This is a genomic window from Pseudomonas tremae (assembly GCF_001401155.1).
GTDB lineage: Bacteria > Pseudomonadota > Gammaproteobacteria > Pseudomonadales > Pseudomonadaceae > Aquipseudomonas > Aquipseudomonas tremae.
In genome coordinates, this window is sequence record NZ_LJRO01000050.1 from 1 (window position 1) to 323 (window position 323).

The window sequence follows — 323 nt, forward strand, 5'->3', positions numbered from 1 at the left end:
GCACCTCCAGTCAATTCAAGACCCCGGGCTACGGCATTCTGGACCTGAGCGGCTACTACAAGGTCAGCAACGATGTGACCGTCAATGCGGGTCTGTACAACCTGACCGACAAGAAATACTGGCGCTGGGATGATGTGCGCGGCTACGACGGCGTGGGCGAAGCTGGTGTGACAGCGCCCGCTAATCTGGATCGCCTGACCCAGCCGGGACGCAACTTCAGCGTCAACGTGGTGTGGGACATCTGAACCCGAAAGTAGCGTAAAACCCGTCGCCGAGCACATCGGCGGCAGGCTTTTTTACGCTTTCGGGTGCAGCTATTCGTC

1 pseudogene is annotated in these 323 nt (G+C 58.8%); it reads left to right on the forward strand.

The annotated features are described in order from the left end of the window. Window positions 1-245: pseudogene (locus ALO43_RS03805) on the forward strand (hypothetical protein); the annotation flags it as partial. Window positions 246-323 lie beyond the last annotated feature (78 nt).